Raw genomic sequence first — 25,790 nt, 5'->3', positions numbered from 1 at the left:
CATACTCAACCGGTTAGTAAATTTTCTGCTATGGCTAAATGTTTTGCTTCCGACACGGCTATGGATGTAACCACTATGGCGGTTCAACTCTTCGGTGGTTATGGATATACGCGTGAGTATCCGGTTGAACGGATGATGCGTGACGCCAAAATCACCCAAATTTATGAAGGAACTAATGAGATTCAACGCGTAGTTATCGCAGCCAATATCCTTAAATAACCCAGCGACACCAGCAAATTAATATAGATAGTTACTTCTTAGCGAAGCGCCTTTCCAAGGCGCTTTGCTAAATAAGTCCCATCATTTACCCCAGACTAAAGAGGTGGTATACTCTCTTGGTCATGGAATAGTGGAAATTACTTAAAGGATGTGTTTATCAATGAGAGACGTTGTTATTGTAAGTGCAGTGCGTACGCCGGTTGGCACTTTTTGCGGTACATTAGGGCAAATTCCAGCAGTCGAGTTAGGTGCAATTGCCATCAAGGAGGCTATGATCAGAGCAGGAATTACTCCGGATCAGGTCGATGAGGTTATCTTAGGTAACGTAATACAAGCAGGCTTAGGGCAGAATTCCGCCCGTCAAGCGGCTATCAAAGCTGGTATTCCTCAGGAAGTTCCTTCCTGGACGGTTAATAAAGTATGCGGATCTGGAATTAAATCCATCGTATGTGCTGCTCAAGCCATCATCGCAGGGGACGCCGACATTATCGTAGCGGGTGGGATGGAGAGCATGTCCTTAGCCCCTCATGTTCTGCCCAAAGCCCGTACGGGATATAAGATGGGCAATGGCACTCTTATCGATTCCATGATTAACGATGCCTTAACAGATGCCTTCGACAACATTCATATGGGCATAACGGCTGAAAATATTGCCGAGCAGTTTGGTATTTCCCGCGAGGAACAAGATAAGTATGCGGTGTCCAGTCAAAATCGTGCTGAAGCCGCTATCAAAGCTGGTAAATATGACGAGGAAATCGTACCTGTTTCCATTCCCCAACGCAAAGGAGACCCTATCGTTTTCTCTCAAGACGAATTCCCACGTTTTGGCGCAACCTATGAAGGCCTTACTAAACTAAGAGGCGCGTTCAAAAAGGATGGAACGGTTACTGCCGCCAATGCTTCAGGAATTAATGACGGAGCTGCTGCTGTCGTCGTCATGGCGAAAGAGAAAGCTGAAGAACTAGGACTAACTCCTCTGGCAACTATTACTTCATGGGCCTCAGCTGGCGTAGATCCACGAATCATGGGCACTGGCCCTATCCCGGCTAGCCGTAAAGCTTTAGAGAAAGCTGGCCTTAAAATTGAAGATATCGATCTCGTGGAAGCTAACGAAGCATTTGCTTCACAAACATTAAGGGTTGCTAAAGAATTGCAACTTAATATGGAGAAAACGAATGTGAACGGTGGAGCAATTGCCATTGGTCATCCCGTTGGAGCTTCTGGAACACGTATTCTGGTGACCTTGCTCCACGAAATGAAACGCAGGAATGCCCATCGCGGGTTGGCTACGCTATGTATTGGCGGCGGACAGGGTATTGCCCTGATTGTAGAACGTTAAATTTATAGCTCTTGAGAGGCCTGATCAGTTCTGAAACAGTTAAAATTTAAAGGGTAGCTCACAATATAATAATTGATCTGATCTAAAACTTGCAAAGCAATCCTTTGCAAGTTTTTCTTCATTATCGGGAACAATAAAACGGACAAACATGATAATTTTTGTGTGAGCAAACATTTTATAAGCAGGAATTTGTTTATTTGCACAGAATAATGTTTATCATGAGCATTATTTAATGTGTGTCCGGTTATAATTGCCGGATTATTAAGAGGAGGTTACCTAAAATGAGTTTAAAAGTAGCAATTAATGGTTTTGGTAGAATTGGTCGACTTACACTACGTGCCGCACTAACGCAATCCCTTCCCTTTGAAGTAGTTGCCATCAATGATTTGGGAAGCCCTGATTTATTAGCGCATTTGTTCAAGTATGATTCTGTACACGGGATTCTCCCTAACTCAGTAGAAATTGATGGCCGTACGATGATTATTGATGGCAAACGCATTGAAATTCTAGCTGAAAGAAATCCTCTGGATTTACCTTGGAGTAAACTCGGAGTAGATATCGTAATCGAGTCAACCGGACGCTTTACGAAGCGTGACGCAGCAGCACAACATCTGACTGCAGGCGCCAAGAAAGTTGTCATCTCCGCTCCGGCTAAAAATGAAGATATCACGATTGTAATGGGAGTTAACGATGACAAATATGATCCTCTGAAACACCATGTTATTTCCAACGCTTCTTGCACTACAAATTGTCTTGCTCCTGTCGCTAAAGTATTACTCGATGCCTTTGGGATTGAACAAGGGATGATGACAACGACTCATTCAGTAACCAATGACCAACGTATTCTGGACTTGGAACATTCAGATTGGCGTCGATCAAGAGCCGCATATCAATCCATGATTCCTACGACTACGGGTGCAGCTAAAGCGGTCACTCTTGTCATACCTGAATTAGAAGGCAAAATGAATGGATTAGCTGTCCGAGTTCCAACACCGAATGTTTCATTGGTTGATTTTGTTGCTAATTTAACCAAACCAACATCAAAAGAAGAAGTAAATGCCACTCTCCGCCAAGCGGCAGACGGTAAACTAAAAGGGATTCTCGAGTATTGCGAGTTACCCTTAGTTTCCCACGACTTTAATGGTAACCCTGCCAGTTCTATAGTCGATGCTTTGTCGACCATGATGATGGGAGATCGCATGGTTAAAATCTTGGCATGGTACGATAATGAATGGGGCTATTCCAACCGTATTTTGGATTTACTGAAGCTTATTGTTTCGAAAGGATTGTAGGTTTAGGAGAGGAGATGTACCATGAGAAGGACTAAAATTGTCTGTACGATTGGCCCGGCAAGTGAGTCCAAGGAAAAGGTTCAAGCTCTTCTAGCTGCGGGTATGGATGTAGCTCGCTTAAATTTTTCACACGGAACCCATGAGGAACATGGTCGTAGAATTGCTGTTTTGAACGAGGAAGCTGCTAGAATCGGCAAGCATTTAGGAATTCTTCTGGACACCAAAGGGCCGGAAGTGCGTACGGGAATGGTTCCCGGAGCAGGTATTATGCTTGAAAATGGTTCTGAATTCACTTTGGACACAGATCTGGGAATGGGAGATCAACAACGGGTTGGAATCACTTATGCTGATTTATGGAAACAAGTGAGCCTAGGTACCCATATTCTCATCGATGATGGTCAAATTGATTTAGAAGTAATCTCTGTGGACAGCGAAATTATTCGAACCATTGTTCGAAATGGTGGAGTTCTTAAATCGCAAAAAGGGGTTAATGTTCCTGGCGCGCTCATTGACTTACCGGCTGTCACAGAAAAAGATATTGACGATATTCGATTTGGTATTTCTCAAGGCATTGATTTTATCGCCGCTTCCTTTACCCGTAAGGCCTTAGATGTTCTGGCTGTACGCAAGGTTATTGAAGAAATGGGAGCCGATGTTCACATTATTGCCAAGATTGAAAGCCAAGAAGGTCTGACAAACTTAGACGCAATCCTGGATGTCGCTGATGGACTGATGGTAGCACGTGGCGATCTGGGGGTGGAAATTCCGGTAGAAGAAGTTCCGATCAATCAGAAGGACATGATTCGGAAGTGCAATTTATTGGGCAAACCAGTCATTGTCGCAACTCAGATGTTGGACTCGATGATCCGCCAACCTCGGCCTACCCGAGCAGAAGCCAGTGATGTTGCCAACGCCATTATGGATGGTACGGATGCCATTATGTTGTCGGGAGAAACGGCTGCAGGTCTATTTCCAGTAGAAGCGGTTGTCATGATGGATAAAATAGCCAAAAGAACAGAACAGACCTCCATGGTTAATCAAGCTAACCGCCATCCGCAACGTAATGTTGCAGAGGCTATCAGCTTTGCAAGCTATACAATAGCTAAAGATCTTGAAGCTGCTGCTATTATTACGCCTACGCATTCGGGCTTGACTTCGCGTATGATCTCCAAGTATCGACCGTGTGCTTTGATCGTAGCTGCAACACCGTTTGCTACGACAGCAAGGAAATTATCCTTGCAATGGGGTATTCAACCTCTTGTAGTCCCGGAAAGTTCAGGAACTGACCAAATGTTATCCGTTGCTGTAAACACGTCCTTAACTAAAAACTATATCCATGCTGGAGATGTGGTGGTCATCACAGCAGGTGTCCCGATTGGCAGGGTAGGCTCAACGAATATGATTAAAGTTCAAATCATGGGAAATATCTTGGCCAAAGGGATGGGAATTGGACGAAAGTCCTATTCGGGTTGCGCACGCAAAGTCCATTTACCAGAGAAGGACGTTTTTAATGATGGTGATATTTTGATTGCCGAGGCAACCGATGCGAGATTCGTGCCCCTTATTGCCCGAGCTGGAGCAGTAGTCGTCGAAGAGGGCGGTTTGACATCCCATGCAGCCATTGCCGCTTTGCAATATGGAATTCCGGCGATTGTCGGTGCGCCTGAGGCCTTTTCTAAGATCACTAATGGTCAAACATTGACGGTTGATGCTTTGGGCGGCGTGATGTATGAGGGTTCAGTCAGTATTCTCTAAAGTAGTAAAGGAGGGAGATCGTGAGTTCTGAAAGGCAGGATGAGATTCATTTCTTACTCCAAGAACATAGAAACTTAACCGTAATTGAATTAGCGCAGCGGTTTAAAGTATCTGAAATGACAATCCGTCGAGATCTCAAGAATCTTGCCGCGTTGGGTTTAATTCAACGGGAACATGGACGAGCGATTTACCCTCCTGTACCCATGGATACGTTACTAATGATGAAAATGGGAGAGGCTGAACGGGAAAAGGCAAGAATCGGTCAATTGGCGGCAACTTTGATCTCAGAAGGGGATTCCATTATTTTAGATGCTGGGACTACAACCTTGGCAGTTGCGCAAGCTCTGAACACAAAATGTAACGTGATTACTAATTCTTTGCCTATTGCCAGTGTTCTTGGTAATCGAGAAGGAATTACCTTATTGATGACCGGGGGAGAAGTTCGAAGCGGAACTTTCGCCCTGGTCGGGCCAATGACACGAGCCGCTTTCCATGGCTTCAATGCCGACAAGTTGTTCCTGGGTGCCACAGGGGTAAACATTGAACGCGGATTGTCTACGGCTAATATGTTAGAATCTGAAGTTAAACAAGCTATGCTCAATGTAGCTAATGTGGTTATTCTTGTTGCCCATAGCGCTAAGATTGGGCACGTTAGCTTTCATACCTTTGCCCTTTGGGATAGTGTCCACATACTTGTGACTGACTCTGGACTCTCGGCATCCATTCAGGAAGAACTTGAGCTGAAGGGTGTCGAAGTTCTACTTGCGTAACTGACAAACTCTCTAAGCGGACAAATAAAAGGGGCAAACTTGTTACTATATTTTTCACATCCCCACTTTTGCTTCTATATCATCAAAACACAAGCGTCCTCACTCCACTTTAATAGTGAAATGAGGACGCTTATTGATTGTTGTAACCACTTGAAATTTTGGAGACTGAGTTTTCACACATCCCCTTAATGTTCCTAAATATACTCTTTATTTAGGAAGTGTTAAGCTGTCTTGAGTGTTTCTTTTTAACCCTTCAAGGTCGTGATTGAAACTTCCTGTATTAGTCATTTGATCATCTATAGTATCCTTGTCAAGGGTACTATGGGCACGACCATTTAAGACATCGACTAATCCCGCTTTTTGAAGTTCACTCGCAATTTCGAAGAGAGATTCTCGTTTACTACGAGGCAAACGGTTGACAAAGCGATTTATTTTTACAGGGGGTACAAGATTTCGGAATTTAACTCCTCCGTATTTCATAATGCGTTCCGGCAAAAATATCCTCCTCCTTAAACTAAATAATGATATGAATTTCTTCTAATATTATTTGCCTATTGGTCAAAACAAATACAGGTATTTCTGTTTTATTGTCGAACAAAATAAATTAAGAGAAAGACAGTAAAAGTGCTGTCTGTTCTAACCATAATGGAAAGAACAGACAGCACTTTGCAATGGGATGGAGGAAAATCCTAGTGTTAGTTACTGACGGCATACATATGATCGAAGGGGTAAAGGGAGCCAACATTTACCTTGTCACCGGTGCTCACATATTCTTGGTCGATACCGGATTGCCTGGTCAAGAACATCGGATATGTAACTATCTAAACGCTATCGGAATGGAGCCCTCTGCTCTCGAAAGCATTGTGCTTACACACTATGATGTCGATCATGTTGGCAGCGTTATGGCAATGCAAAAGCTTGCAAAATGTCCCGTCTATTCGCATCTTCTCGAAATTCCTTATATCCTCGGTCAAAAAAGCCGTCCCGGTATCAAACGTTGGTTGCCGTGGGCCATTCGACCGATTTACGGAAAGTTGATTCCCCCAACTGAGCTGCGTCCTTGGGTTGGTGGAGAATTCTTTGAAGATTGGGAAATCATCCACACGCCCGGTCATACTCCAGGCCATATTTCACTGTATCGTAATGGCATCGCGATTGTGGGCGACCTCTTTCAGGGCGGGGAGATTCGCTTTGCGCCAAGTTATGTTACATGGGATGGCATTGAATTGAAGAAATCTGCTCAAAAAGTGCTTGAGCGTCCCCTACGCTGGATTTTACCTGGGCACGGTCCGGCAACGCCTGCATCGAGCCATTGGCTTGACAGCCTTCAGAAATCACACAAAAGATAATAAGGGGTAGCCTTTCCCAACAATTTATTGTACCGGAGGGTCCTCTGTAATTTGAACGCTACTCAAGGTATCGATGACTTGTCCGCGAATAAAAGACAAATACTCTTGGCGCAATGCCTCTTGTTCTGCACGCTCCCATTCTTCTAAGCCTATAGACTTTTGCTTCTTCGATAGCTCGTTAATGCGCGCGACAATTACATTAATGGGTGAAGTGCTCAAGACACGATCATCCTTTCATCCAACCTGTCTACAAATTGTACTGGTTGTATTTTTTTGCCACTCATTATAGCATATTAGTAAAAAAAATGACAGATTTGTCCCTATACATATGAATCAATGCTATAATAAACCTAAAACGTCTAAAAGACGAATGGGGGTTAGGATGAAAAACTATAATCTGAGAAAGTTATATGCTTTAATTAGAGGAGATTTAACTGATTTAAACAATCGCACCAAAGCGTTCCTTGTGGACTTGAAACCATGGAGTGCAAAGTTTCATATAACTTGGAAATCTCCTAAAGTTATCGTTAGCACGATAACCTTTATTTTGGTCATCGGCGGTTCAACCGTATATCTAAGTGGTACAGCTTCTGCTGCCTATCTTGTCCTTAATGGTCAGACAGTTGGTTTAGTTGAAAGTGTAGAGACAGGTCAACATCTGGTCGACGATATTCTGACAGAACGTGGACAGGCGATCGGTAAGGCGGTTAAAACCCATGATCAAATTGAGTATAAAACAACTCGTGTTAATAAGTCAGCCCTTTTAGGTGAAATGTCAACTGAAAATAAACTGCAAAAAAAGCTGACATCTTATGTTGACGGGTACGCTTTAGAGATTGCAGGAACACAAGTAGCTATCTTACCAAACCAAGAGGATATATCCAAACTACTTAAAACATATCAGGAGTTTTATACCAAGCCAAGTGACAACAACCAAGTGACGTCAGTTGAGTTTAGCGAATCGATTGCGACGAAACCCATTGAAGCTCAACCTGATCAGGTTAAATTACCTGATCAAGTTTTAAAAGAGTTAAAAGATGGAAAAATAACAACAACGGAATACACAGCTCAGGAGAATGACTCTTGGTGGCTGATTGCTCGCAAAAACGATATGAAAACAAAAGAAGTCTTAGACGGTAACCCCGGAATGACAGAAGATAGTCCGATTCAGCCAGGGCAGCAGATCAAGCTCGTTTCTTCTAGTCCTTACATGACTGTTCTGAGCAAAGGGATCTTATCCAGTACAGAAATTGTGGCATTTGATGTAATTACGAAGACGGATACAAGCCTTGATAATGGAGAAACAGAGGTTAAAGAAAAAGGTAGTGATGGATCAAAACTTGTCACTTACAGCTATGTTCAAAAAAATGGGGAGTACATAACAAAGGAAGTTATCGACGAGAAAGTGACTAAGCAACCCGTTTCCCAAGTCGTTGCCAAAGGACCCAGTCGCTCTCCAGTTACTGTGGCATACTCTACGTCCAGAGGATCTGGGAGTATCTCTGGAATTTCTTGGCCTCTGAGTGGGTCAATTACTTCTTATTACGGATCAAGGGGAGGCGGCTTCCATACTGGCATAGATATCAGCGGTGATACAGGTGAACCCTATTCCGCAGCTGCATCGGGAACGATTGTTGCAGCAGGATGGAGTGGAGGATACGGTAACATGATCCTCATTGACCATGGAAACGGAGTGATGACACGTTATGGGCATTCCTCACGACTTTTGGTTTCTGTTGGCCAACATGTGAGCAAAGGACAGACCATAGGATTAGTTGGTTCAACCGGGAATGCGACAGGCCCTCATCTACATTTCGAAATAATTCGCAATGGTGATACGACGAATCCTCTAAACTATCTTCGTTAAAAGAAAGCGCCGGTGGCGCTTTCTTTTATACTAGTCAGAAAGTATAACTTTTAGTTCCATACTTTCTGGAAGTTCCTAAAAAGTAAAATCTGAAATCTGAAGGTGGGAGCGTTATGGTATTGTCTTCAAAAACAAGTCTGCGTGTTCGTTATTCTGAAACGGATCAAATGGGAATTGTTTATCATGCCAATTATCTTGTTTGGTTTGAGGTTGGAAGATCAGAACTTTTTCGGGAATTGAACCTCCCTTATACGCAATTTGAGGAACAAGGTTTAGGTTTGGCCGTCATCGAGGCCAGTTGCCGTTACCGTAAACCTGCAAGGTATGATGATGAACTGGTTATTATTACTGAAATGGATCAGATTTCATCGCGAGCAGCAAAGTTTTCTTACCGCGTTTATCGTGAAGAAATCTTACTGGCGGAAGGTAAGACAGTTCATGTGTTTATAAACAAAGAGGGTCGTCCTGCGGATGTTCGGAAGTATGAGATATGGCCACGTTTAGAACCAATTCTTAAAAAACAAACCTAGTCTAACTCTTGTTCCTACGAAATATTTATGGCAGCATATATATTTCAATATATCTATTGCATTACAGCAAGGCTCATGGTATTATGTATACATAATACAAAAGAGAGAAGGGATTTTATGTTTCTAGTAACGTGGATCGAAGGTGAGGAAGTTAATTATCGGCTCGTAATGAAGCAAGAACTTTCAACACTGATGGCTGCCACAGCTCTTGGGAAACATGCAATCGTCCAGAAACTAGCATTTTAATGAACTATCGTTGCCTAGAATCAGTTTCCAGGTTTAGGATTTATAAATATCGAAATGCCTATCGAAAATCGATAGGCATTTATTTTTGCGATTCATTTTGCAGGATAATTTAAGCTTTTCTCGAATATTATTTTAGCTATAAGTTTTTTTCATCCAGCAAAGCTTTTTTGAATCCGCAGGGTCGATTACTTGGAATTTCCCATGGGGCTTGTTATAATGATGCTCAGGTCTTGGACAAGGATGCACTATTGAATTAGGAGGTTGCACTTATTTGAAATTCATAACTGCCTTTTTCCTCGTAATTTCTTTGTTATTTAGTATGACCCCCACAACATCTGCTGCTCCAACAGGCTCAAAGCCTCAAGTACGTGGTGAAGCTGCCTATTTAATAGATGTAAAATCCGGGCAAACCATCTTTACGAAAAACCCAGACGAGCCCCTGGCTCCTGCAAGTACCACAAAAATTATGACAGGACTTTTAGCGATTGAACATGGGGACTTGAATGACATTGTCACAGTAAGTTCTACAATGCTGAATAACAAGATTGTTTATGGTACCCAAATTTACCTTGCGCCGGGAGAGCAGATGTTGTTGAAAGACATGCTTTATGCTATGTTTTTAAACTCTGCGAACGATGCCGCAGTGGCTATTGCTGAGCATATCGGCGGCGACTTATCGCATTTTGTCGATATGATGAACCAACGGGCCCTTGAAATAGGGGCTACCCAGACCCATTTTATTAATCCGAGTGGTCTAACGGAGAAAGGGCACGTTACGACAGCTCATGATCTGGCACTTATCGCCCGTGTTGCGTATCAAAATCCCTTATTTGCCCAGTATGTCCGTACTAAAACACAGGTTATTCCTAGACCAAAAACTAATCTTCCAACGCGGATGGTAAATGAAAACAAGTTGCTCTGGAGTGACTCTGATGTTGATGGCATTAAAACAGGCTATACGGCTGCAGCCCAGAACTGTCTTGTTGCGTCAGTGACGAAGGATGGACGCCAATTCGTAGGCGTTATCCTTAAATCTCCAGGCCGTGAAATTTACACAGATATGGAGGATATGTTTGAATATGGCTTTACTCAATTTGAAGAAACTGTGTACAAGCCTTCTGGTGCAGTGCTCTCAACAATTATGGTGAATAATGAACCCGTTGATTTGATTCTTGATCGTCCAATTTATACTATCCAAAAACATGACCAACAGAATTCAAGCTTAAGTTTGCATGTCATCCCAAGTTATACAAGTCCACTTGTTTCAGTGGAAGAGGGCCAAGTTCTAGCTCATGTCGAGGTTTGGGATGGGAACGCACTTTTAGATACGCTGCCTTTAAAATCTTCAATGACGATTCGACCCCTAACACCTAATAAAGGAATTTCATATTATTTACTTCGGATTGCAGGACTAATGCTCATAGGAGTTGCTTTGTCTTTCGCCCTGGCCTTTAAGTTACACGTAGATCGACTTCGTCGAAGACATGCACGGCTTGCTAGAAGAAGGGAGTCCAATTAGTGAATCACGTAACTAGAACATTCCTAAGTCGCAGTTTAAAGTTCATTTCTTTCTGGGTTGTGGTAGGTGGGCTCATCTTCCTTGTCGGGCATTTTATCAATTTGTTCTTGCCCTTTATCCTGGCGTTTATCATGACAGCAACAATTAATCCCCTCAGAAATTTTCTTATCCGAAAGATTAACCTTCCCCAGGGGGTCGCTGTTATTACTTCCATGATTGTCGAAATTGGTGGAATAGGTGTTATTATTGTTCTCCTGTTTATTCGACTCATTCGAGAAATCCAGGATATTTACATTCATTGGCCCAATTACAATGAATGGTTGCAACGCTTCATTGCTCATTGGCTGGCCAAAGTAGAAATTTATTACTTAAAATTACCCGGAAATAATATGGAAACGATCAATAATACTGTGAAAGAATTTGTTAACACGATTCCCTCTCTCTTAGCCTACATATTATCGTTTGCGGCCAAAATCCCTGAGATGGTTATTGTTATTGTTATTGCTGTCGTTGCTACTTTTTTTATGTCCAGTGGCTCTAAGCGCTATCTCAGCGAATTTTCGCTGATCTTTCCACTAGAATGGCGGGAACATCTTAGTGAATTAGGCCGGGATTTTTCCCGCGCTTTTGCTGGTTTTATCCGAGCTGAATTTATTGTGTTTCTGATTACAATGTTTCTTTCCATCGCTGGATTAATGATTATTCACGCCAGATATGCGATTGTTTTAGGACTTATCACAGGAATCTTCGGCATACTCCCTGTCTTAGGAGTGGGTATTATTCTTGTGCCTTGGTCAATATTAGCTTTCATAAGTGGACATAGTCTATTGGCTATCGAGCTCTTACTATTGACAACTCTGATTACGATTCTGAGACACGTTATTGAACCTAAGATTCTGGGTGACAATGTTGGACTAGATCCGCTCTTCGTTCTGATGAGCATGTACATTGGTTTAGAATCTACTGGAATAATCGGGTTGGTCTTAGGCCCTTTTATTCTTATTGCTTACCAGGCTTTACGAAAAGCCGGAGTATTCCGTAATCTTTAAAGCTAAATAGCTAAGTTTAGATTTCTAAACGAAAGCCACTCAGAAGTTGAGACTTACCAGGCGTACGTTTGGCTTTTCAGTGTGGTTTATCTTATAATGGGATTCATAAGGATTAAGGAGACAATTTAGGAGTTGACTTTTCTTGGAAATGGGTAAAAAGGTTGTAACCTTAGCCTATGGTTGTCAGATGTCTGAACGTGATGCCGGAACATTGACAGAGATCACAAGGCAACTTGGCTATACAAGTTCAGATGATCTTCAAACCGCAGACCTGGTGATTGTTAATACTTGTTGCGTAAGAGAAAGTGCAGAAAATAAAATACTGGGGAAAATCGGTGAGCTGAAGAAGCTTAAAGAAAAAAATCCTAACTTGAAGATTGCCATTAGCGGATGTATGGTTCAACAACCGGGCGCTTTAGAACGGTTGCAGAAACGAGCTCCCCATGTGGACATCTGGGCAGGGACCCATAATCTGCACGATTTTTCGGTTCTGTTGGAGCGAGCAGAGCAGGGAGGAAAAGTGGCAGAAGTATGGCAAGAACCGAAAATAGCCATAGAATCTACCCCGCTCGCCGAGAAAGGTAAGTTGCAAGCGAATGTTAATATCATGTACGGGTGTGATAATTTCTGTTCATATTGCATTGTCCCCCACGTACGAGGTAGGGAAAGGAGTCGCAATCCTGAGGAAATTATCCAAGAGATAAACTATCTCGTCGCTAATGGCTGTCGCGAAGTCACATTATTAGGACAAAATGTGAACTCCTATGGTAAGGAGTTTTCTCCAGCCTATGACTTTGCGGATCTACTCCGTGATGTGGATCAAATCCCGCACCTCTTACGAATACGCTATATCACTTCTCATCCCAAAGATTTATCCGACAAGTTAATAGAAACTGTCGCTCAGGGAGAGAAACTTTGCGAGCACTTTCATCTCCCTATTCAATCGGGTAGTAATTTTATTTTAGAACGCATGAATCGGAAATATACGAGGGAATACTATTTAAGTCGCGTAGAAAAAATTCGCAGGCTTCTTCCGCAGGCAAGTTTAACCACGGATATTATTGTTGGATTTCCGGGAGAGACGGAAGAAGATTTCGAACAAACTTTGGCTATGATGGACTCGGTCCACTATAGTCAAGCCTTCACCTTTATGTATTCGAAACGCTCAGGAACGCTTGCCGCCAATATGGAAGATCAGATTCCGCTCGACGTCAAAAAACGACGTTTACAGAGGTTGATGAGTGAGCAAAACCAGAAAAGCCTGGAATGGCGGCAGCAGATGATCGGAAAAACGTATGAGGTTCTTGTTGAAGGCCCCAGTAAAACGAATCCCCAGCGTTTAACCGGACGAACCCGTGGCAACGAACTCGTCGTCTTTAATGGTAATCCCGAAATTATTGGGTCTTTGGTTAACGTACGGATTGTTGAAGCAGGATCATGGACCCTAGTTGGAGATATCGAAAGACCTTAAAAGAATCCGTTTCCTTTGAATTTAAGCAGGAATTAAAGAGTTCTATGTAGAATGTAATAACCGGAGGTGTCGATAATGACGAATGAAATTACAGAAAAAGCCGGGCTCTTAGCTGATGCCATTGCCCGAAGCACAGAGCTTGCTGAACTACGCAGCACAGAAGATGTAATGGCTGCTGATCTGACAGCCCAACAATTGATTGCAGAATTACAGAAAGCTCAAGAGAGGTTTATGAAGAGTCAACAAGAAAACAGTGAGCCTTCTGAAGCTGATAAAAAACTGGTTGACGAGATCGAAACCAAAGTTGAGGCAAATGCTGCCATTGCTGCTTATATGAAAGCGCAAGACAATTTCACGGAGATGTTGGATACGGTTAATTCCATTCTAGCTGGAGCGATTGCTGGCTCAGATGGTTGTTCTTGTGGAGATGATGGCTGTAATAGCGGCGGATGTGACGTTAGTGGATGCGGCAGCGGCGGCTGTGGTTGCGGAGGTCGCTAACAACAGGCGAAGCTCAAGAAAAAGTTAAAAAAGGGAAGGGCTAAATCTCTAGCTCTTCCCTTTTAGGTATATAGAAAACCGCGTAGAACGAATTCTTGAAGGGGAGAATTAAGGTATGACCACCCCGATGATGCGACAATATCAAGGAATTAAAGCAAAAGCACCGGACGCTATTCTTTTTTATCGGTTAGGCGATTTTTATGAAATGTTTGGGGAAGATGCTGAATTAGCAGCGCCTATTTTACAAATAGCTTTAACGGGACGAGATGCAGGGGAAGGGAAGAAAATTGCCATGTGTGGCGTCCCTTATCATGCCTTAGATAATTACTTAGCAAAGCTTGTTAAGGCTGGTCATAAAGTTGCCATTTGTGAACAAGTAGAAGATGCTAAAAATGCTAAAGGGATTGTCAAGCGTGGGATTATCCGGATTGTTTCGCCTGGTACCCTGACTGAATCGGTCTCTGAACGTAGCAATCACTATTTAGCAAGTGTGTATCATAATGAACACTGGGGCCTTGCTTTTCTTGATTTATCCACGGGTGAATTTTCGATTTTCCAAACTTCAGACTTTGAGGTTCTCCTTGCTGAATTGTCCCGGATTAATCCTGCTGAGCTCCTACTGCCTCCTGAACTAATGAAAAGACCTAAACCCTGGGTAGGTTATTACTGTAGCGTGCGAGAACGTAAAACGTTTGGTGGTCAAGAGTTGCGGAATAGATTTTCTGGACAGCAGGATTTGTTTCTTGAATTTCCAGTGGCAACCCAAGCTGCCACCGCATTGTGGACTTATTTGTTGGAAACGATACCAGGCGTTGATCCAACTCATATTATAGAAATAAAGACATTCCGTTCTGAGCAGTGGATGTTTCTTGATCAGTGGACGCGTCACAACTTAGAACTCACAGAATCCCTTCGAAGTGTTGCGAAGAGAGGAACGCTATTATCCGTTCTCGACTTAACCCAAACAGCATTTGGAGGAAGACTTTTAAAGCATTGGATTGATAAACCCTTGCTGTCGCAAGATGAAATAGAACGGCGTCTTAATGCTATTGAAGAACTGACCTCTGACTCATTTCTGCGTAAAGACTTGTTTAAGCTTCTTTCCGAGGTATATGACCTGGAACGTCTGATGGGGAAGGTTTCTTATGGGACTGCCAACGCGAAGGATTTATTATCTTTGGCACAAACCTTAGCTCTGCTCCCTGAAATTCGGACCCTTCTCACAGCGAGTTCTGCCGAAACCCTAAAAATACATGCCCCACTTCTTGAAGGCCTGGACTCATTTGTCTCTAAACTACAAAGTGCGCTTAATCCTACTCCGCCGTTATCTTTGCGAGATGGCAATATCATTAAAACTGGTTATTCTCAAGAAGTCGATGAATTGCGCTATATTGCCTCAGGCGGCAAGGAATGGGTTGCTCAACTGGAAAATGCGGAACGTGAACGAACGGGGATTCGTTCCTTGAAGATAGGATATAACAAAGTTTTTGGTTATTTCATTGAAATTACCCATGCTAATGCGCACCTTATTCCGACCGACTATCAACGCAAGCAGACCCTGTCTAATGCTGAACGTTTTATCACGCCTGAACTGAAAGAATATGAACAAAAGATAATTGGCGCCGAGGAGAAACTTAAAGATTTAGAATACGAACTTCTCTTAGCCCTACGCGAAGACGTTCGCACTCATACCAAAGCGATTTTGCAAGTAGCCCAAGTATTAGCGGAAGTCGATGTTTTTGTCAGCTTGGCAGAAGTAGCTGTTCGCAATCACTATGTACGTCCTCAGATTAAACATAATGGTGAAATTGTTATTATAGAAGGTCGTCACCCAGTTGTTGAACAAATGCTTGAGCCTGGTATCTTTGTTCCTAATGATACTCAGATGTCCGAGAGCCACCACCTTGCTCTCATAACAGGTCCTAATATGGCAGGTAAATCCACCTATATGCGGCAAGTGGCCTTAATTGTCCTCATGGCCCATATCGGATCATTTGTACCAGCTAAGAAGGCCAGCATCGCTCAAGTTGATCGTATCTTTACACGAGTCGGTGCATCGGATGATTTAGCGGCCGGACAAAGTACCTTTATGGTGGAAATGCAAGAAGTCGCTCACATTTTAAGATATGCGACAAGTAAAAGTTTGATCATTTTAGATGAAATAGGGCGGGGCACTGCGACGTTTGACGGACTTAGTATCGCTTGGGCTGTTGCGGAGCATCTTATTCAATCTCAGGGATTCAATCCTAAAACCCTTTTTGCCACACATTATCATGAGCTGACCCAACTTCAAGACAAATTTCCCAGGTTATTTAATCTTCATGTGGGTGTAAAGGAACGGGGAGAAGACATTGTTTTTTTGCACAAAATATTGCCGGGTAAAGCAGACCGCAGTTATGGCATTCAAGTCGCGCGTCTTGCTGGCCTTCCTCCAGAATTGCTGCAACGTGCGAAAACGTTGCTAATAGAACTAGAATCTTCTGAGCCAGTCCATGCTGTGGCTGACCCATCCGCAGTGGTTACTCAATTTTCGCTCTTCGATGTTCCCCAAACCCATCCACTGTTGCAAGAAATTAACCAACTGCCTCTGGAAGACATGACTGCGCGTCAAGCCCTGCAATATCTCTTTGACTTACGTGAGCGCATTCAATCGACAGAAACTATGTAGTTTTGTAAAGGGGGGGTTAAGATGTCTAATCAAGTTGGTATTGATGTTGGGGGGACTTATACTGATGCAGTATATATCCAGGATGGCTATATCCAATATACTGCAAAAGTACCTACCTGTTCTGAAAATATTGTAGAAACCGTGCTGGAAGCCTTTGAAAAGTTGAAGATTAGCGATGAAAGTTCAATTGATCAGATCAATGTAAGTACAACACTTGTGACCAATGCAATTCTTCAGGAACGAATACCCCCTGTTGAATTACTTTTGTTTTCTGGAAAGGGGATGAGCGTTGACGCGCTTCCCTGGCCGGTTCGCTACCTTGAGCTCTCTGGAGAAATGGATTTCCGGGGTAGAGAAATTGAGCCCCCAGACCAGAGCGAATGGCAGAAACTTCAAATATCTGAGCAGGGTGAGAACCCTATCCATGTTGCTATTGTTGGCAAATTCTCTCATCGCAATTGTCTTCATGAGCAACAACTAGCTGCCTATCTAAAAAAACTTAATCCTACCTGGCGCATTGCTTTAGGACATGAGTGGGGACAAGCTAATTTTTATCGACGCAGTCTGACCACCTATCTTAATTTAGGTGTTTCAGTCTTATATCAACAATTTGCCCAGCAATTACAAACTGCCGTGACGGCTCGAAATATTAAAGCCCCCATTTTTATCTTAAAGGCGGACGGGGGGATTTTACCTCTGGCCAAGATTCGTCCGATTGATTCTATTTATTCTGGACCTGCTGCCAGTGTCCTGGCCGCTTTAACTCAAAATGAACCTACTGACTCTTCGATTATCGTAGATATTGGCGGAACAACAACAGATATAGGTCTTATCCTTTCTGGGGTCCCGTTGTTCGGTTCAAAAGGAGCTCAAATTGGCCCTTTTGCTACCCTTGTCCGTTCACTTGCTGTTCGTTCAATTCCGGTTGGAGGGGATTCTGTTGTTCGTGCCAATGATCAAGGGTTTAGCCTCGAAAGTTACCGTGTTGGTCCAGCCTATTGTCTAGGTGGAACCGAACCTACGCCAACCGATGCAATGCGCTATCTTGGACTTATTGACTATGGAAACGAGCAGCTTGCAGAGGCAGGTCTAGCCTCCATTTTACCGCCGAATCGTCGTACCCCTGAGCTTCTGCATCAGCTTGCTGGAGCCATTCTTGATACGATGGTCGATCGAATCGCGGCGGCCGTTGATTCTCTGAAGCGAGAGTGGCAAGAAGAGCCGGCTTACAAGGTTTGGGAAGTTCTCCATCCTCATGAAGACCAGGCGTTCCGCACATTAGTCAGCGGAGGTGGTGCTCGAGGTGTTTCCAAGGCTTTGGGAAAACGACTTCTGACTCCTGTTCAGTTGGGATACTATTCGGAAATTTCCAATGCACTAGGTGCGGCTATGGCTCGTCCAACCTTCGATTGCACGCTTCATCTGGACACTTATATGAAACGGTATCGTGTGGAAGAGACGGGAGAGCAGGGAAAATGGACAGGAGCTCTGCGACCTTACCAAGAAGTGGACAAGTTTCTGGATAGCCTTGTTCAGCAACAAGCCGCTCACTATGAGTTTCAGACTGAGGACATCGAAAAAGAGCCCTTTGATTTCTTTCCTATTGTTCAGGGTTATAAAACGGTGGGTCAAATTGTCCGTGGGGCAGCTCATCAACGACCCGGTGTGATTGGGAGGGTGCATGTATGAAACGGACCGGAATTTTGTTTTTTCCTGCCTTTGATTGGTCACTCGGCGACTCCCATCCTGAACGAGAAGAACGCCTCCTCTATACACAGGAGCAACTGTTTGAGGAGGGCATTCTCGATTTACCTCAAATTAAGCAGTTTTCACCGCGTCTGGCCTCGATTCGAGAGGCATTACGGGCCCAAGCTTTATTTCCAACCCCAGGGATGCATACCGATTCATTAGATGCCCATCTCATAGCAGCCGGAAGTGCTATCTTACTTGGTGAAGCACAGGTTCGCGGGGACATTGCCAATGGTTTCGTCCTTGTTCGCCCCCCAGGGCATCATTCCGGAGCGACCGTTTGGGGAAATCGCGGATTTTGTTCAATCAATAATGAAGCAGTTCTGGTAAACCATTTGAGAGCTCATTTAGGTATTAAGAAGATCGCTATTGTCGATACGGATGTCCATCACGGCGACGGCACTCAAGATATCTTTTATCACGACCCCAATGTCCTTTTCATTTCACTCCATCAAGATGGACGCACCTTGTATCCCGGTTCTGGTTTTGTCAATGAAAAAGGAGGGCCGAATGCTTGGGATCGAACCTTAAACATTCCTCTTCCGCCAGGTGCAGGAGACGAAGGGTACCACTATGTTCTAGAAAACTGGGTGTTACCGCGGATCCAGGCCTTTGCTCCTGACCTGATTATTAATTCAGCAGGGCAAGATAATCATTTTACAGATCCTTTAGCCTCAATGAATTTAACTGCCGATGGGTATGGACGAATTACTGAACTTCTTCAACCGGATTTAGCAGTCCTCGAAGGTGGGTATTCCATTGAAGGAGCCCTGCCGTATGTCAATCTGGCTATTCTCTTGGCGCTTGCCGGAGAAGATTACCATCATGTTCGCGAACCCCAGAAATTAGATCGTCCGGTTTTAAATCTAGCGACCCTTAAACCGTACATCGAGGGCCTTAGAAAACAACAGCAGACACTTAAACCCAACTTCACAATTCAGAACAAAGCCTTTTTCCCTAAAGGAAATTGGATTTATAGTCCCCGTTCCGTCTATTACGACACGGAAGGTTTTCAAGAAGACCGACATGACTACATCCGGCAATGTAGTCATTGTGCAGGTGCTGTCTATATTGAGAGCCGACGTGTTCCTTTTCCCCAGAAGTCGATCTTAATACGAATCCCGTTCCAGGCCTGTTCAGAATGTGAGCAAGCGGGTTACGACCTGTGGGATCATCTAATTCATCAGAGTGAGGGTACTGCAAGTGGTTTATTACAAAACCAACTCCATGACAAATTATCTGTTTGGCAGAGGAAAGAAGGACTGAAGGAATTTTGACACCCGTAATTCATATCCTTGATGCTCACTCCGCAAACCAGATTGCCGCTGGCGAAGTCGTTGAACGGCCTGTTTCTGTTGTCAAGGAACTGGTCGAAAACGCTTTAGACGCAGGAGCAAAACATATTGACATAACGATCGAAGGGAATGGCGTACCGCTAATTCGGGTGCGAGATGATGGATCTGGAATAGCAATATCCGATTTACCTTTGTCCGTCATCCGCCATGCAACGAGTAAAATCAGGGAGATTGGAGACCTGGATGATTTACGAACTCTTGGTTTCAGAGGGGAAGCTCTTCCGAGTATTGCCTCGGTTTCTCAGATAGAAATTTCCTCACGTCCGGCAGATGAGATTGCTGGGTTATGCCTGGCGTTAAACGGTAGGGAGCAAGAGGAGTTTAAAGAAGTGGGGTGCCCTGTTGGGACTTCTGTGACAGTCCGCAATCTTTTTTTTAATACGCCCGCTCGGTTAAAGTTTCTCAAATCTACTCCAACAGAATTTGGTCTAATAAGCGACACGGTCGGTCGAATCGCCTTGGCACACCCGGATATTTCTTTTTCTCTGACCCATCCCCATCAAGTTGTTTTGCAAACGTCCGGACGCGGTGATTTACGGGAAACCATTGGGGCAATTCTCGGTCATACTATCGCTCGACAACTTATTCCGCTTAATGCACAGCAGGAAGATTGGCAGATCGAGGGCTTTATTAGTCCGCCAGATTTGGTACGCTCTTCTAAACAAGCTCAAACTTTTATGATTAATGGCCGAATTGTCCGTTCGCCATTTTTGAGCCGCGCCCTTGAAGATGGGTATCACACCCTCATCCCGGCAAAACTGCACCCTGTTGTTGTGCTTCACCTGCATGTTCCACCCTCAGAGTATGATGTGAATGTTCATCCCACAAAAATGGATGTTCGGTTTAAAAATGAGCCTGCCCTAACCACTTTCATCAGTAAGGCAGTCTATCAAACGCTAATTAATAGTAAGCCTTTACCCTCGTTCCAGAAAAGACCTGCGCCATCGTTTCAACCTAAGTCAACCCTCCCCCTACAAAGCTTTCCTCCCTCAGTAGCGTCAGACCTTCCTGCGAACCCCAAGACACCGTTGCAAATTCGGGAGATTGCTGCACCAAGCGAAGTGAAGACGCTTAATAATGAACCGCCAATAAAACCGCAAACCTTTGAGCAACCGAACTTCTTCAACCCCACTCCAGGAAAGTCCAGAATGCTTGAAAGTCAGGTATTCAGTGTAGCACAACAAAGGTCTCCGAATAACTCCAATAACTCCAATAACTCCAATAACTCCAATTCCCAGGACCAGAGCGCTCTGATTGATCAACCCCAAGCTGAACCCAATTTTCTCAACGCTTTAGCCCAAGATGATCTCCCTGCCCAAGATGAATTACAAACTGAAGACATTCTCTCCCATCTCTGGCCCTTAGCTCAGCTTTTCAATACCTATATCTTAGCGACAGACGGCAAGATTCTACTTATGATAGACCAACATGCTGCTCACGAACGAATTAATTATGAACGGTTGTTAGCGGAGTTCAAGGCAGCTGAACAATCCAGCCAAGCCCTTCTAATTCCGCTTCCCATGGAGTTTACACTCCAGGAGGAACAGGCCCTTTTAGAACACTTATGGATCCTTACCGAAATGGGATTTATTTTAGAACAGTTTGGCTCACGAACATACTTGTTGCGTGGGGTGCCTGTGCAAACTGGAACGTTTCCAGCGGATGAAATGCTTCGCCAGTTTATTGAAGAAGTGTTGCAAAAAAATTCGACACCTAGTTTTGACAAGCTGTTAGAAGAATGGATTCATATGTTAGCTTGCAAGGAATCGATCAAAGCTCAGGATTCACTTTCCTTGCTTGAAATGGAACAATTGATTGCCCAGCTTGGCAAAACGGATAATCCGTATACTTGTCCACATGGACGCCCCACGATGGTTAAAATGACTCGCTTGGAATTAGAAAGACGCTTTTACCGCACCTAATTGGCTGGAAGTTTGTGCACAGCTGGACATGGGCATAATATTTATAGAGAGCAGAGTGGAGGGGGGCTCCATGGTTAATGAAATCCCAATCTTTATAAAAACAACGCACTTTGACTTGGAACTCCAAGAGAGACTCCGTTGGTTTTGTCAACAACCGGGATGTAACTGGTTACTCACCCGGAGTGAAAAAGAAGAAATGCCTGAGCTGACAATTTCACGTCGTGGTGTTTTCTTAACACAGGGGACAGAACAACTATCGTTTCATCCAAGTATGGCCCTCATTCGCCTAATTAATCTCCTGCGTGGTGAATCTGACCGTTATCTCGAAGCAACTCAATTAAAGACGGGGGACTCTTTAATCGATGCTACACTTGGTTTAGGAACCGATGCCTTGATTGGAGCATGGGCTGTCGGCGCTAAGGGAAGCGTCTTGGCAATCGAACAATCTCCAATCTTAGCAGCCATGATTCAAGATGGCCTAAACCATTTTAAGGAGATCGTACCAGTCGACAAAAGTGAGGATAAGCAGAACGCTTGGACTGCTATGGCCCAAGCTTCCAGGCAAATTGAAGTTCGGTGGGGAGAACACCGTGAGTTACTCAGCCGCATCTCCTCTAACTCCGTCGATGTTGTTTATTTTGATCCTATGTTTCGCCAGACACGTAAACAATCGGACTCAATCCAGCCCTTACATAACTGGTCAGATCATAGACCGCTTGATCAGGAAGCTGTTCGCGAAGCTTGCCGGATTGCTCGGCGCCGGGTTGTGCTCAAAGAACGAAAAAACAGTTCAGAGTTTGAACGTCTCGGGTTTGAGATCCTACGCGGAGGGCGTTATAGTCCTGTAGATTATGGCATTATTTTAGTTTAATGGGGGGTGGTTTAGTGTATCCATTGGTAATAATTATCGGCCCGACGGGAGTCGGTAAGACCTCACTGGGCATAGCTCTGGCCCAGGAAATCGGAGGCGAAATTATTTCTGGAGATTCCGTCCAAGTGTATCAGAAACTCGATATTGGTTCGGCTAAGCCATCCGTTGCAGAACTCCAGCTTGTCCCACATCACCTTATTGATTATTTAGATCCCTCAGAGCCATTTACCGCCGCCCAGTTCAAGTTGTTAGCGAACTCCCTAATTGAAGAGATTAGGGGTCGGGGACATGTTCCGATTGTCGTTGGCGGCACCGGTCTTTATATTCGTTCTTTGCTCGATCCCTATGATTTCTCCGAACTAGGCTCTGAAGAAATTCGTTCCAAATGGAAGGAGTTTGCTGATTCATTTGGGAACTTAAAACTCCATGAAGTCCTCAAAGAACGTGACCCTGAGACAGCCGATCAACTTCATCCCAACAATGTTTTGCGGATTATTCGGGCCCTTGAAGTATTTGAATTAACTGGTAAAACCCTATCCAGCCAACGTCAATTTCGAGACGACGAATACCAACCCCTTGACTCATCCATCGTTTATATTGGGTTAACGGCTTCACGTGACCTGATCTACGAACGAATCAATCAACGCTGCGTGGCAATGCTTTCTCAGGGTTTAATCGAAGAAACCTTGAAGCTATTAAACATGGGTTATGCCCCGACGTTAAAACCGTTACAAAGTATTGGTTATCGTCATGCACTTTGGTATTTAAAAGGGTTAGCCACACAACCCGAAATGCTGCGGTTACTGCAAAGGGATACTCGGCATTTTGCCAAACGCCAATTGACTTGGTTTCGTCGTGATCCGCGGATCACTTGGTACGATATAGAAACCAAATTGAACGATATTCTTAAGTCTATCGTCCAGACTTGCAGTGCTAAGCAAACTCGTGTAGAATAGGTTACGAAGAAATATAAGGTGATGGAGGTAAATATATGAATAAATCGACCATCAATTTACAAGATACCTTTTTAAATCAGGTGCGCAAGGAAAACCTGCCTGTGACCATTTATTTGGTTAACGGGTTTCAACTTAAGGGACTTATCAGGGGATTTGATAATTTTACGGTTGTTATCGAGTTTGAAGGAAGACAACAAATGGTTTATAAACATGCCATTTCCACAGTAATGCCGATTCGTCCGATTAACTTAGCTGCTGCGAGTGCAGGAGAATCAAATACAAATACTTAACTCTGAAGTCAGAGGTCAGAAGCCGGATGTGTCAGAGCGTTGTATTCCTTTTCTGATCTCTGCTGGCCTCTGTTATCCGACAACTGGAGAAATACGAATAGGCACGTAAGCATTGAAGAACTAAGGACTAAGTTCGGTGTGGTACCGGACTTAGTTCTTTTGCTTGAATTCGATACCTAACTATGATATCTTTAATCCATATGCTTTTATCTTAGTGAAAGAAAGGAACTCAACCAAAACTATGGAAACTCGAAATTTAAGAAACATTGCAATTATCGCTCACGTAGATCATGGGAAAACCACCCTTGTTGATGCCATGTTGAAACAGAGTGGAACCTTCCGAGCTAACCAACAAGTGATTGAACGCGTCATGGATTCCAATGATTTAGAGCGTGAACGTGGAATTACCATTCTATCGAAAAACACATCCGTTAACTGGCAAGGAACGAAGATCAACATTATTGATACGCCTGGGCATGCTGACTTCGGTGGTGAGGTCGAGCGTGTCTTACAGATGGTCAATGGAGTACTCCTGATTGTGGATTCGTTTGAAGGTCCAATGCCTCAAACTCGTTTTGTATTAAGGAAAGCCTTAGAACTTAAGCTTGTTCCTATTGTCGTAATCAATAAAATTGACCGACCAGATGCTCGCCCAGCCGAAGTTGTCGATGAAGTCTTAGATCTCTTTATTGAGCTCGGTGCGGAAGACCATCAGTTGGATTTCCCTGTCGTCTACGCATCTGCACGGGCTGGAATTGCAGGACTCGTGTCGGATGCCCTTGAAGATTCTTTAGAGCCCTTATTCTCTGTCATTTTGGAGAATATTCCTGCTCCGGTTGTCGATCTCGAAGCTCCGTTTCAGATGCTCGTGACCACCCTGGACTATGATGATTATGTTGGCAAGATTGTGGTTGGTCGAATTGTCCGAGGAACAGTTCATCAAAACGAAAATGTAACTTTAATCAAGCGGGATGAGAGCTTTGAACGAGTTAAAGTTGGAAAAGTTATGATTTTTGATGGACTGAAACGGCAAGATGTTCCTGAAGCATCGGCCGGCGAAATTGTTGCGCTCACGGGATTAACCAGTGCGAATATCGGAGAAACCGTTGCCTGTGCTTTAAGTCCTGAAGCCTTACCAACCATTGAGGTTGATGAACCCACTTTGTCCATGAATTTTATGGTTAATAACAGTCCTTTTGCTGGCAGAGAAGGACATTTTGTAACTTCTCGGAAGTTGCGCGAGCGTCTATTTAAAGAAGTCGAGACAAATGTTAGCCTCAGGGTAGCAGAAACAGACTCGGCTGATTGTTTTCAGGTATCTGGTAGGGGTGAGCTTCACCTTTCTATTCTGATTGAAAATATGCGTCGGGAAGGATATGAACTTCAAGTTTCTAAACCTGAAGTAATCTATAAAATGATCGACGGCGTTAAATGCGAACCAATCGAGTTCTTAATCTGTGATCTTCACGAGAGTGCCCTGGGATCCATCATGGAGCTTCTCGGAAAACGTAAAGCGGAAATGGCCAATATGACAAGCCTTTCAGCGACTCAACTTCGCATAGAATTCAAAATCCCAGCTCGGGGACTCATCGGTTTTCGTGGCGACTTCTTATCCGAGACACGGGGTGAAGGAATGATGAGTCATGTGTTCCTCGGTTATGAACCCTACAAAGGCGATATCCCGGGACGAAATCGCGGTGCGCTCATTGCTTTTGAAGAGGGAGAAACCAATGCTTACGGCCTTTATTCTGCTCAAGAACGAGGTAATTTGTTTGTAGATCCTGGCCTTCATGTATATGCGGGTATGATAGTTGGAGAGAATAAGCGTGAGCAAGATATTGAAGTAAACGTTTGTAAGAAAAAACAACTCACCAACATGCGTACCAGTTCAGCTGACGAGGCGTTACGCCTTGACAAACCCAGAGAATTCTCCTTAGAGCAATCGTTAGAATTTATTAACGATGACGAGTTGGTCGAAATTACACCTAAGAGTGTCCGTCTCCGTAAGAAATTTTTAGACCACCAATCTCGGGTGCGTTATGCAAAAAGTTTAACCGGGAAATAATAAAAAA

23 protein-coding genes are annotated in these 25,790 nt (G+C 43.8%); 21 read left to right on the top strand and 2 right to left on the bottom strand.

The genetic code is table 11. The features are described 5' to 3' along the window. From DSBG_RS18430 to DSBG_RS18410, 5 genes are all read left to right on the top strand, one after another. On the top strand, positions 1 to 219 hold a 219-nt coding region (locus DSBG_RS18430; protein ID WP_282434231.1), incomplete at its 5' end, for an acyl-CoA dehydrogenase family protein. 160 nt (positions 220 to 379) lie between these two features. After that, positions 380 to 1,558, top strand: a complete 1,179-nt coding sequence (locus tag DSBG_RS18425) for an acetyl-CoA C-acetyltransferase (protein WP_068965982.1) — start codon at positions 380 to 382, stop codon at positions 1,556 to 1,558. 281 nt (positions 1,559 to 1,839) lie between these two features. Beyond that, positions 1,840 to 2,850 (top strand): type I glyceraldehyde-3-phosphate dehydrogenase, encoded by a 1,011-nt coding sequence (gene gap / locus DSBG_RS18420; RefSeq protein ID WP_009615623.1) that lies wholly within the window; start codon positions 1,840 to 1,842, stop codon positions 2,848 to 2,850. 21 nt (positions 2,851 to 2,871) lie between these two features. Beyond that, the gene (gene pyk / locus DSBG_RS18415; RefSeq protein WP_068965980.1) at positions 2,872 to 4,605 is read left to right on the top strand and encodes a pyruvate kinase; all 1,734 of its coding nucleotides are present in this window, start codon (positions 2,872 to 2,874) and stop codon (positions 4,603 to 4,605) included. A gap of 20 nt (positions 4,606 to 4,625) precedes the next feature. After that, positions 4,626 to 5,375, top strand: a complete 750-nt coding sequence (locus DSBG_RS18410; RefSeq protein ID WP_068965978.1) for a DeoR/GlpR family DNA-binding transcription regulator — start codon at positions 4,626 to 4,628, stop codon at positions 5,373 to 5,375. A 207-nt stretch (positions 5,376 to 5,582) separates the two neighbouring features. Here the strand turns inward: DSBG_RS18410 and DSBG_RS18405 are convergent, their stop codons facing one another. After that, positions 5,583 to 5,870: a hypothetical protein gene (locus tag DSBG_RS18405; protein ID WP_068965977.1), complete on the bottom strand. Its 288-nt coding sequence runs from the start codon at positions 5,868 to 5,870 to the stop codon at positions 5,583 to 5,585. A gap of 176 nt (positions 5,871 to 6,046) precedes the next feature. On the opposite strand from DSBG_RS18405, the gene DSBG_RS18400 reads away from it, so the two are divergent. Next, entirely contained in the window at positions 6,047 to 6,724 is a 678-nt protein-coding gene (locus tag DSBG_RS18400) for an MBL fold metallo-hydrolase (protein WP_242877742.1), read from the top strand. Positions 6,725 to 6,748: 24 nt separating this feature from the next. On the opposite strand, the gene DSBG_RS18395 is transcribed toward DSBG_RS18400, so the two are convergent. Continuing rightward, positions 6,749 to 6,943: a DUF896 domain-containing protein gene (locus DSBG_RS18395; protein ID WP_068965973.1), complete on the bottom strand. Its 195-nt coding sequence runs from the start codon at positions 6,941 to 6,943 to the stop codon at positions 6,749 to 6,751. Positions 6,944 to 7,106: 163 nt separating this feature from the next. Between DSBG_RS18395 and DSBG_RS18390 the strand changes: the two genes are divergently transcribed. From DSBG_RS18390 to typA, 15 genes are all read left to right on the top strand, one after another. After that, a complete protein-coding gene (locus DSBG_RS18390) occupies positions 7,107 to 8,591 on the top strand; it encodes a peptidoglycan DD-metalloendopeptidase family protein (protein WP_083236961.1) in 1,485 nt (494 codons plus the stop codon). Positions 8,592 to 8,704: 113 nt separating this feature from the next. Next, positions 8,705 to 9,121: an acyl-CoA thioesterase gene (locus DSBG_RS18385; RefSeq protein WP_068965971.1), complete on the top strand. Its 417-nt coding sequence runs from the start codon at positions 8,705 to 8,707 to the stop codon at positions 9,119 to 9,121. A 117-nt stretch (positions 9,122 to 9,238) separates the two neighbouring features. Continuing rightward, on the top strand, positions 9,239 to 9,367 hold the full coding sequence (locus tag DSBG_RS24110) for a hypothetical protein (protein WP_009616780.1): 129 nt from the start codon (positions 9,239 to 9,241) through the stop codon (positions 9,365 to 9,367). Positions 9,368 to 9,638: 271 nt separating this feature from the next. Continuing rightward, a complete protein-coding gene (locus DSBG_RS18380) occupies positions 9,639 to 10,886 on the top strand; it encodes a D-alanyl-D-alanine carboxypeptidase family protein (protein ID WP_068965968.1) in 1,248 nt (415 codons plus the stop codon). Next, on the top strand, positions 10,886 to 11,935 hold the full coding sequence (ytvI, locus tag DSBG_RS18375; RefSeq protein WP_068965966.1) for a sporulation integral membrane protein YtvI: 1,050 nt from the start codon (positions 10,886 to 10,888) through the stop codon (positions 11,933 to 11,935). Before DSBG_RS18380 ends, ytvI begins: the two co-directional genes overlap by 1 nt. Before the next feature lie 148 nt (positions 11,936 to 12,083). Next, the gene (miaB, locus tag DSBG_RS18370) at positions 12,084 to 13,406 is read left to right on the top strand and encodes a tRNA (N6-isopentenyl adenosine(37)-C2)-methylthiotransferase MiaB (protein WP_068965986.1); all 1,323 of its coding nucleotides are present in this window, start codon (positions 12,084 to 12,086) and stop codon (positions 13,404 to 13,406) included. A gap of 75 nt (positions 13,407 to 13,481) precedes the next feature. Then, the gene (locus DSBG_RS18365; RefSeq protein ID WP_068965964.1) at positions 13,482 to 13,907 is read left to right on the top strand and encodes a YlbF/YmcA family competence regulator; all 426 of its coding nucleotides are present in this window, start codon (positions 13,482 to 13,484) and stop codon (positions 13,905 to 13,907) included. Positions 13,908 to 14,022: 115 nt separating this feature from the next. Further along, a complete protein-coding gene (gene mutS / locus DSBG_RS18360; RefSeq protein WP_068965962.1) occupies positions 14,023 to 16,575 on the top strand; it encodes a DNA mismatch repair protein MutS in 2,553 nt (850 codons plus the stop codon). 21 nt (positions 16,576 to 16,596) lie between these two features. Further along, positions 16,597 to 18,264 carry a hydantoinase/oxoprolinase family protein gene (locus DSBG_RS18355; protein WP_068965960.1) on the top strand — a complete coding sequence of 556 codons (1,668 nt, stop codon included), beginning with the start codon at positions 16,597 to 16,599 and terminating at the stop codon, positions 18,262 to 18,264. Further along, on the top strand, positions 18,261 to 19,601 hold the full coding sequence (locus tag DSBG_RS18350) for a histone deacetylase family protein (protein ID WP_068965958.1): 1,341 nt from the start codon (positions 18,261 to 18,263) through the stop codon (positions 19,599 to 19,601). The genes DSBG_RS18355 and DSBG_RS18350 overlap by 4 nt, the downstream gene beginning before the upstream one ends. Continuing rightward, entirely contained in the window at positions 19,598 to 21,601 is a 2,004-nt protein-coding gene (gene mutL / locus DSBG_RS18345) for a DNA mismatch repair endonuclease MutL (RefSeq protein WP_068965956.1), read from the top strand. The genes DSBG_RS18350 and mutL overlap by 4 nt, the downstream gene beginning before the upstream one ends. A gap of 70 nt (positions 21,602 to 21,671) precedes the next feature. After that, positions 21,672 to 22,472 carry a class I SAM-dependent methyltransferase gene (locus DSBG_RS18340; RefSeq protein ID WP_068965954.1) on the top strand — a complete coding sequence of 267 codons (801 nt, stop codon included), beginning with the start codon at positions 21,672 to 21,674 and terminating at the stop codon, positions 22,470 to 22,472. Between the two features lie 14 nt (positions 22,473 to 22,486). After that, entirely contained in the window at positions 22,487 to 23,428 is a 942-nt protein-coding gene (miaA, locus tag DSBG_RS18335) for a tRNA (adenosine(37)-N6)-dimethylallyltransferase MiaA (protein ID WP_068965952.1), read from the top strand. Positions 23,429 to 23,463: 35 nt separating this feature from the next. After that, entirely contained in the window at positions 23,464 to 23,718 is a 255-nt protein-coding gene (hfq, locus tag DSBG_RS18330) for an RNA chaperone Hfq (RefSeq protein ID WP_068965951.1), read from the top strand. Positions 23,719 to 23,959: 241 nt separating this feature from the next. Next, positions 23,960 to 25,783, top strand: a complete 1,824-nt coding sequence (typA, locus tag DSBG_RS18325; protein WP_068965949.1) for a translational GTPase TypA — start codon at positions 23,960 to 23,962, stop codon at positions 25,781 to 25,783. The last annotated feature ends 7 nt before the right edge of the window (positions 25,784 to 25,790 follow it).

Source organism: Desulfosporosinus cupriresistens, assembly GCF_001707885.1.
Lineage (GTDB): Bacteria > Bacillota > Desulfitobacteriia > Desulfitobacteriales > Desulfitobacteriaceae > Desulfosporosinus.
This window is presented reverse-complemented; position numbering and strand designations above follow the sequence as displayed.